Genomic DNA, 1,225 nt, shown 5'->3' with positions numbered 1-1,225 from the left:
CTCCGGCCCCTCCGGCCCCGGGCCGCCGCCGCGCACGGACGGCGTCCGGCCGCCCCCGCACGCGGACGGGGCGGCCGCCGGCACGCGGCGCTCGCTAGGGTGTTCCCATGACCACCGGGGTGCGCCGCAGGATGGGTGTCGAGGAGCGTCGGCAGCAACTGATCGACGTCGCACTGAAGTTATTCAGCGACCGTCCGCCCGAGGACGTCTCCATCGACGACATCGCCACCGCGGCGGGGATATCGAGGCCGCTGGTCTACCACTACTTCCCGGGCAAGTACAGCCTCTACGAGGCGGCGGTACGGCGGGCGGCCGACGAGCTGTCCGCCCGTTTCCGGGTACCGCGCGAGGGCCCGTTCAGCCTGCGGCTGCTGCTGGTGATGGGACGTTACTTCGACTTCGCCGAGGAGCACGCGCCGGGCTTCTCGGCACTGCTGCGCGGCGGCTCGGTGCGCAGCGAGGCCGTGGTCGAGGAGGTCCGGCAGGCCGCGTACGACCAGCTCCTGACCCATCTGGAACTCACCGATCCCGGGCCCCGCATGTCGCTGGTGATCCGCACCTGGGTCGGTGTCGCCGAGACCACGGCGCTGAGCTGGCTGGCCGACCGCTCGATACCGCGCCGGGAGCTGGAACGGCAGCTCGTCCACGACCTGCTGGCCCTGGCCGCGGTGACGGCCGCTTTCGACGAGGAGACGGCCGGGGTGCTCCGCCGCGTCGTGGAGCAGGAACCCGCCGACGGTCCGTTCGCGGAGCTGGTGTCCCGGCTGCTGGCACTCGTTCCCGGCAGTGCCGGGGGCGGGTAGTTTCGATGTCGTGACTCATGTGACCCGTGGACCGAGCACCGAACGACCGTGTCTGCGCTCGCTCGCGGCCTCGGCGGCGCTGCCGCCGGGCACGCTGGTCGACCGGACGGTGCTCGGCAGGCTGCCCGAGCCGCTGCTGTGGCGCGCCGACGAGCCCGCCGGGCCGGACGGCTGGGAGCGGATGCTCCCGGTGCGCGACGCCACCGGGCTGTGGCCCGTGCTGCTGGGAGCGCACGTCCGCGGCACCGCCGTGGAGGACGACCTGCTGCCCCCGCAGCGGGGCGCGGGCGGCGGGACGGACGGCGGTGCCGCCGGTGCCGGTGCCGCCGGTGTGCTGGCCTCCTGGTGGAGGGAGCACGCCGCGCGGGAGCCGGCCGGCAGGAAGGCCGGGGAGATACCGGCGCTGCGGCCGTACGGCAGGC

Annotated in this window: 1 protein-coding gene and 1 pseudogene; both read left to right on the top strand. The window is 74.6% G+C overall.

Features of this window, described 5'->3' with window-relative positions:
• Positions 1-107: 107 nt before the first annotated feature.
• A complete protein-coding gene (locus ACLIYP_RS30480; protein WP_412716303.1) occupies positions 108-803 on the top strand; it encodes a TetR/AcrR family transcriptional regulator in 696 nt (231 codons plus the stop codon).
• 10 nt (positions 804-813) lie between these two features.
• Positions 814-1,225: pseudogene (locus ACLIYP_RS30475) on the top strand (hypothetical protein); the annotation flags it as partial.

Source organism: Streptomyces nanhaiensis, assembly GCF_046614825.1.
Classification (GTDB): Bacteria; Actinomycetota; Actinomycetes; order Streptomycetales; family Streptomycetaceae; genus Streptomyces; species Streptomyces radiopugnans.
This window is presented reverse-complemented; position numbering and strand designations above follow the sequence as displayed.

Excerpts from the sequence above, each read along its gene's own strand:
- ACLIYP_RS30480 (WP_412716303.1), top strand. The coding sequence starts at position 108 with ATGACCACCGGGGTGCGCCGCAGGATGGGTGTCGAGGAGCGTCGGCAG.